This is a genomic window from Kytococcus schroeteri (genome assembly GCF_042433515.1).
GTDB lineage: Bacteria > Actinomycetota > Actinomycetes > Actinomycetales > Dermatophilaceae > Kytococcus > Kytococcus schroeteri.
In genome coordinates, this window is record NZ_JBHLVH010000020.1 from 1 (window position 1) to 6435 (window position 6435).

At 71.2% G+C, this 6435-nt stretch carries 6 protein-coding genes; 1 reads left to right on the forward strand and 5 read right to left on the reverse strand.

The features are described from left to right. Positions 1-651: MerR family transcriptional regulator (locus ACFFHC_RS09855; RefSeq protein ID WP_379805074.1), on the reverse strand; the 651-nt coding region annotated here is incomplete at its 3' end. Positions 652-778: 127 nt separating this feature from the next. Beyond that, the gene (gene ychF / locus ACFFHC_RS09860) at positions 779-1864 is read right to left on the reverse strand and encodes a redox-regulated ATPase YchF (protein ID WP_070705197.1); all 1086 of its coding nucleotides are present in this window, start codon (positions 1862-1864) and stop codon (positions 779-781) included. Between the two features lie 112 nt (positions 1865-1976). Between ychF and ACFFHC_RS09865 the strand changes: the two genes are divergently transcribed. Next, positions 1977-3221 carry a DNA recombination protein RmuC gene (locus ACFFHC_RS09865; RefSeq protein ID WP_101849251.1) on the forward strand — a complete coding sequence of 415 codons (1245 nt, stop codon included), beginning with the start codon at positions 1977-1979 and terminating at the stop codon, positions 3219-3221. Here the strand turns inward: ACFFHC_RS09865 and ACFFHC_RS09870 are convergent. The 3 genes from ACFFHC_RS09870 to ACFFHC_RS09880 all read right to left on the reverse strand — a co-directional run bounded on the left by ACFFHC_RS09870 (position 3165) and on the right by ACFFHC_RS09880 (position 6357). After that, positions 3165-3725 (reverse strand): universal stress protein, encoded by a 561-nt coding sequence (locus ACFFHC_RS09870; protein ID WP_070703423.1) that lies wholly within the window; start codon positions 3723-3725, stop codon positions 3165-3167. The genes ACFFHC_RS09865 and ACFFHC_RS09870 overlap by 57 nt on opposite strands. Positions 3726-3736: 11 nt before the next feature. Further along, a complete protein-coding gene (locus ACFFHC_RS09875; RefSeq protein ID WP_070703422.1) occupies positions 3737-5212 on the reverse strand; it encodes an MFS transporter in 1476 nt (491 codons plus the stop codon). Positions 5213-5337: 125 nt separating this feature from the next. Next, on the reverse strand, positions 5338-6357 hold the full coding sequence (locus ACFFHC_RS09880) for a 4-hydroxy-3-methylbut-2-enyl diphosphate reductase (RefSeq protein ID WP_070703421.1): 1020 nt from the start codon (positions 6355-6357) through the stop codon (positions 5338-5340). Between the last annotated feature and the right edge of the window lie 78 nt (positions 6358-6435).

Here is a 6435-nt window from a genome sequence, read left to right on the forward strand (position 1 = left end):
CTCCCCGGTGAGCACCTGGTGCCCGTCGAGGGTGAGGTCCGGCTGCACCGGGGCGTGGACGGCGATGCAGGACACGACCTCGATCACACTCGCGCGGGCCGGGTCGCTGCGAAGCTCGATCCAGGCACGGCCCTCCCCCTCCAGTGGTCCAGCCACGCCCCGGGAGGAGAGCTCGGCGTGGAGCTGCGCTGACAGCTCCTCCAGACGCCCCATGCACTCCGCGGCCGACGCCTCCCCCTCCACGTCATCGGACACCGCCCTGAGGTCGAGGGACACGGCGACACCAGCCCAGCGCTGTGCCGCACGGTCGCGGGTCTGCACCACGCTCGCATCGGTGCTCTGCCACCGCTGGACCTCACCCAGCGCCCAGTCCTCGAGCTCCCGCTGAACGGCCAGCTCGGCCCGTCGCCGGGCGATCAACCCATCGGTCTCGTGTGGATGGGTGAGGGCCTTCCTCATCTCATCGACCCCCATGCCGGAGGCACGCAGCACCCGGAGCAGGGTGGCCTCACGCAACTGCGATCCCCGGTAGGTGCGGTAGCCGTTGAACGGGTCGACCTCTGCGGCCGGGAGCAGACCGATCTCGTCGTAGTACCGGAGGGTCTTCACGCTCAACCCGGTGCTGTAGGCGAACTGGCCGATGCTCATCATGGCGGACTCCTTCTGTCACGTCGTCAGCTCCTGCTGACATCACGACGGTGAGGCATCCAGCGACGGGAGGGTCAACTGCGCCGGCGCACCGCCAGGGGCCACGCTCCGCCTGACGGGCGGTCGAGGATCAGACGTTGAAGCGGAACTCCACCACGTCACCGTCGGCCATGACGTAGTCCTTGCCCTCCATGCGGACGCGGCCGGCCTCCTTGGCGGCGTTCATCGAACCGTACTGGTCGAGATCCTCGAAGGACACGACCTCGGCCTTGATGAAGCCCTTCTCGAAGTCCGTGTGGATCACACCGGCGGCCTGCGGGGCGGTCCAGCCCTGGTGGATCGTCCACGCACGGGCCTCCTTGGGCCCGGCCGTCAGGTAGGTCTGCAGGCCCAGGGTGTTGAAGCCCTTGCGTGCCAGCTGGTGCAGGCCCGGCTCGTCGATGCCGACGCTCTCCAGCAGCTCGGCCGCCTCCTCGGCGTCGAGCTCGGCCAGCTCGGACTCCAGCTGCGCGTTGAGGAAGATCGCGTCGGCCGGGGCCACCAGCTCGGACATGCGGCTGCGGAAGTCCTCGTCGGTCACCTGGTTCTCGTCCACGTTGAACACGTAGATGAACGGCTTGGTGGTGAGCAGGCCCAGCTGGGCGGCCAGGTCCATGTCCACGCCTGCGGCGGCCCCCTTGGCGAAGAGCGTGTCGCCGCCCTCCAGCACCTTCTGGGCGGCCAGGGCGGTGTCGAGGACCTCCTTGTCGGTCTTCTTGCCCTTGACCTCCTTCTCCAGGCGCGGGATCGCGTTCTCCAGCGTCTGCAGGTCGGCCAGCACCAGCTCGGTGTTGATGGTCTCCAGGTCACCGGAGGGGTCCACGCGGCCGTCCACGTGGTGCACGTCGTCGTCCTCGAAGGCGCGGACCACCTGGCAGATGGCGTCGGCCTCGCGGATGTTGGCGAGGAACTTGTTGCCCAGGCCCTCACCCTCGGAGGCGCCGCGCACGATGCCGGCGATGTCGACGAAGCTCACCGTGGCCGGCAGGATGCGGGCCGATCCGAAGATCTCGGCGAGGCGCTCCAGACGCTCGTCCGGCAGCGGGACCACGCCCACGTTCGGCTCGATCGTCGCGAACGGGTAGTTCGCGGCGAGCACGTTGTTCTTGGTCAGCGCGTTGAACATGGTCGACTTGCCGACGTTGGGGAGACCGACGATTCCGATGGTGAGTGCCACGGGCGCGGAGTCTACGCGAGCGACCCCGGCGGCCGGCCCGGCACGCTGCCCCCGGTGGCGCCCCCGACGAGGGCCCGCGAGGTTGTCGGAGCCGGGTGGCAGGGTGCGCGCCATGGACTCCGCCACCACCTCCGGCCTCTCCCCCTGGCTCGCCGCGCTGCTGGCCGCACTCGCCCTCGTGGTGGGCGTGGCACTCGGTTGGGCGGCAGCGCGGTCACGCGGCGGCACGGAGCTCGCCCTCGCCCGTCAGCGCGCCGGCTCGATGGCGGAGCGCGCCGACCGCGCCGAGGCCGAGGCCGAGCGGGCACGCGCCCAGGCCGACGAGCTGCAGACCGAGGCGCGCCGCCGCGCCCTCGCCGAGCGCGACACCGCCACCACCCTGGGCCCCCTGCGGGCCTCGCTCGAGCGGGTGGAGAAGCAGGTCACCGCCCTGGAGCGCGACCGCGTGGAGCAGTTCGGCGAGCTCGGCGAGCGTCTGCTGCAGGTGGCGGCCTCCACCGAGCGGCTCGACGCCTCGACCACCTCGCTCGCCGGCTCGCTGGCGGCCAGCGGCGTGCGCGGCACCTGGGGCGAGACGCAGCTGCGGCGCCTGGTGGAGCACGCCGGCCTGGTGCGTCAGGTGGACTTCGACGAGCAGGTGCGCGCCACGAGCCAGCACGACAAGCAGGTGCGGCCGGACATGGTGGTGCGCCTGCCCGGGGAGCGCGTGGTGGTGCTGGACGCCAAGGCCCCGATGACGGCCTTCCTCGCCGCGCAGGACGTGGACGACGCCGACCGACCCGAGCTGCTCGCCCGCCACGCCCGGGCACTGCGCACGCACGTGGACACCCTGGCCGGCAAGGCCTACTGGTCGGCCTTCACACGCTCACCGCAGTTCGTCGTGTGCTTCGTGCCCACCGACGCCACGCTCGCGGCCGCCCTGCAGCACGACGCCGCCCTCTTCGACGACGCGCTGCGCCGCCACGTACTGCTGGCCTCCCCCACCACCACCATGGCCCTGCTGCGCACCGTGGCCCTGGTGTGGCAGCACGAGCAGGTGGGGCAGAACGCCGAGGAGGTGCTGGCCCTGGGACGCGAGCTGCACGACCGCATCGCCACCTCCGCCGGGCACCTGCAGTCCATGGGTCGTCAGCTGACGCGCACCGTGGAGTCCTACAACGCGCTCGTAGGCAGCTTGGAGTCACGTGTGCTGGTGAGCGCCCGCCGCTTCCACGACCTCGGCCTCACCCACGACGACCTCGGGGGCGGCGAGGGGGTCACGGCCTCGCCGCGCCCGCTCACCGCCCCCGAGCTCACCGGGTCAGGCCCCCGGGGTGAGCGGGGGTCTGAACCCGGGCCGACCGGCGAGGCCGGCTGACCGCACCGCCTGCCCGCCCAGCCACCGACCGGCCTGCTCCAGGGCGCCCGGCGGCTGGCCGGAGATCGCCGGTGGCATGACCACCACGGGGCAGCGGGCGTCGGCCAGCAGCCGCTGGGCGAAGAGCGGCTCACCGGTCATCCGGCGCGGGGCGTCGATCACCAGCAGGTCGGCGCCCTCGGCCTGGTCGAGCAGCACGCGCCGGTGACCACCGCGCACGAGGCGCACCTCGGCACCGTGGTCGGGCCCCAGCACCTCGGCCACGTCGGCCTCCAGCGCCAGCTGGGCCCGGGCCAGCACCTGCTCCTCGTTGGAGCCCACCCGGGCGGCCACCACACCGGTGGTGGTGCCGGTGGTGGTCGCGGCCGGCAGCGCGCGGACGGCCACGAGCCGCCCGGCGTTCTGCGCGGCCTGGGCCGCTGCCCACCGCAGGGCGGTGGGTGACTTGGACGTCTCGCTGACGCCCACCACCACGGTGTACGGGTCCTGCACCTGGTCGTCCACGGCGTCTCCTCTCACACCGGCAGCTTGACGGTCTCGTTGCCGTGCTCGTCGAAGCTCGAGAGCGGCGGGGCGATCTCCTCCAGGGACTTGCCCTCGGCGTCCACACCCCAGACGGCGGCCACCAGGGCACCCAGGGCCATGACGGCCGACCCGATGAGGTAGCCGTAGAACATCGGCGCACGGTCGGTGCCGTCACCGATCAGCCAGCCGTAGAACACCGGACCGGTGGCCCCGCAGACCTGCGCGATGGCGAAGAAGTACGAGATCGCCTGACCGCGCACCTCCATCGGGAAGATCTCCGAGACGGTGAGATAACCCGCCGAGGCACCGGCCGAGGCGAAGAAGAACGCCACGCACCAGAAGACGGTGTGCGTGGTGGCCGTGAGCGCCCCGGCGTTGAACAGGAAGGCCGAGACGGTCAGCACGCTCGCGGCCAGGAAGTAGCAGCCACCGATCATCTTGCGGCGCCCGACGGTGTCGAACAACGGTCCCAGCAGGAGCGGGCCGAGCAGGTTGCCCAGCGCGAACGGGAAGAAGTACAGCGCCGCACTGGAGGCGGTCTCCCCGTAGAAGTTCTGCAGCACCAGCGAGTACGTGAAGAAGATGGCGTTGTAGAGGAAGCTCTGCGTGATCATCAGCGTGGCGCCCAGCACGGTGCGCGTCGGGTAGAGCTGGAAGAACACGTAGGCCAGCTGCCGCGGGGTGAGCCCCTCGCGGGCCTTGATCCACATGCCGTCGCGCTTCTCGTCCAGCTGCGGCAGCGTCTTGCCCTCGGCGCGGGCGGTCTCCTCGATGCCCGAGACGACCTCCTCGGCCTCCTGCTGCCTGCCGTGGGTCACCATCCAGCGCGGCGACTCCGGGATGTGACGGCGCAGGTAGATGATCGACAGACCCAGCACCGGGCCCACGAGGAAGGCGATGCGCCAGCCGATGTTCTCCCCGAGGTAGTCCGGGTTGAGCAGGTAGTAGCTGGCGAAGGCGCCGATGCCGGCACCCAGCCAGTAGGTGCCGTTGATGGCCAGGTCCACGCGCCCGCGGTAGCGGCCAGGGATGAGCTCGTCGACGGCCGAGTTCACCGCCGAGTACTCACCACCGATGCCCATGCCTGCCACGAAGCGCAGGGCCAGAAAGACCCACATGTTGGGCGAGAAGGCCGCCAGCCCGGAGGCCGCGAGGTAGACGAACAGCGTGGTGGTGAACATCTTCTTGCGGCCCCACGAGTCCGTGAGCCGGCCGAAGAAGAGGGCACCGACCACCTCGCCCACGAGGTACACGGTGCCCGCCATGCCCACCTGCGCGGGCGACATGTGCAAGGACTTCTCGAAGCCCCCGGCGGCCACCATCTGGATCTCGAGGCCGTCGAGGATCCACGCGGTACCGAGGCCGAAGATCACCATCCAGTGGAAGCGGGTCCACGGCATGTCGTGCATGCGCGCCGGGATGAGACTCCGGATGGGCTTGTCGTCCGGGGCGACGGCTGTGCTCACGGGCACCTCCTGAGGGGTCGTGCCGGACGCGCTCGCCCGGCCTGTCCCTCAGGACACTACGCCGCACCGGGCCGGCGCGCAGGTGGTCCGCGCCCCTGGAGCGGGATCGGCTCCCGCGCCGTCGCTCAGGGCAGCGCGCCGGCGTCGTGCCGGATCTCGGTGGAGGTGTCGTCCATGCCCCGGGCGCGCAGGTCGCGGCGCAGGTCGCCGGGCAGCTGGAAGAGCATCTTCTCCTCGGCCGCGGTCACCACCTGCACGTCGGCGTACCCCCGCGCGGCGAGGTCGTCGAGCAGCTCGCGCACGAGGATCTCCGGCACCGAGGCACCGGAGGAGACGCCCACGGACTCCACGCCCTCGAACCACTCGTCCTGCACCTCGGCGGCGTAGTCCACGAGGTAGCCGTCGCGGGCACCGTGCTCCAGGGCCACCTCCACCAGGCGGCGGGAGTTCGAGGAGTTGCGCGAGCCCACCACGAGCATGAGGTCCAGGTCCGGCGCCATCTGCTTGACGGCGAGCTGCCGGTTCTGGGTGGCGTAGCAGATGTCGTCGCTCGGCGGGTCCTGCAGCGCGGGGAAGCGCTCGCGCAGCAGGCGCACGGTCTCCATCGTCTCGTCGACGCTGAGGGTGGTCTGGCTGAGCCACACCACCTTCTCCGGGTCGCGCACCTGCACGTCGGCCACCGCCTCGGGGCCGTCCACGAGCACCACGTGCTCGGGCGCCTCACCCGAGGTGCCCACCACCTCCTCGTGCCCCTCGTGGCCGATGAGGAGGATGTCGTAGTCGTCGGCAGCGAAGCGCACGGCCTCGCGGTGCACCTTGGTCACCAGCGGGCAGGTCGCGTCGATGGAGCGCAGACTGCGGGCGGCGGCCTCCTCGTGGACGACCGGGGCCACACCGTGCGCGGAGAAGATCACGGTGGCGCCCTCGGGGACCTCCTCGGTCTCCTCCACGAAGACGGCCCCGCGGCGGCGGAGGGTCTCCACCACGTGCTTGTTGTGCACGATCTCCTTGCGCACGTACACCGGGGCGCCGTAGAGCTCGAGGGCCTTCTCGACCGTCACCACAGCCCGGTCGACGCCGGCGCAGTAGCCGCGGGGGGCGGCCAGCAGGACGCGCTTGGTCTCGGGGGTCGTCTGGGTATCCACACCCTGATTCTAGGTGTGATGTCCAGCCAGGTTGTTGAGGCGGCTGACTGGCGGGGCTCCGATCGCGGAGTGGACCCG

Bases quoted from the DNA above. Each gene is read 5' to 3' on its own strand.
- ACFFHC_RS09865 (WP_101849251.1), top strand. From the start codon at position 1,977: ATGGACTCCGCCACCACCTCCGGCCTCTCCCCCTGGCTCGCCGCGCTG.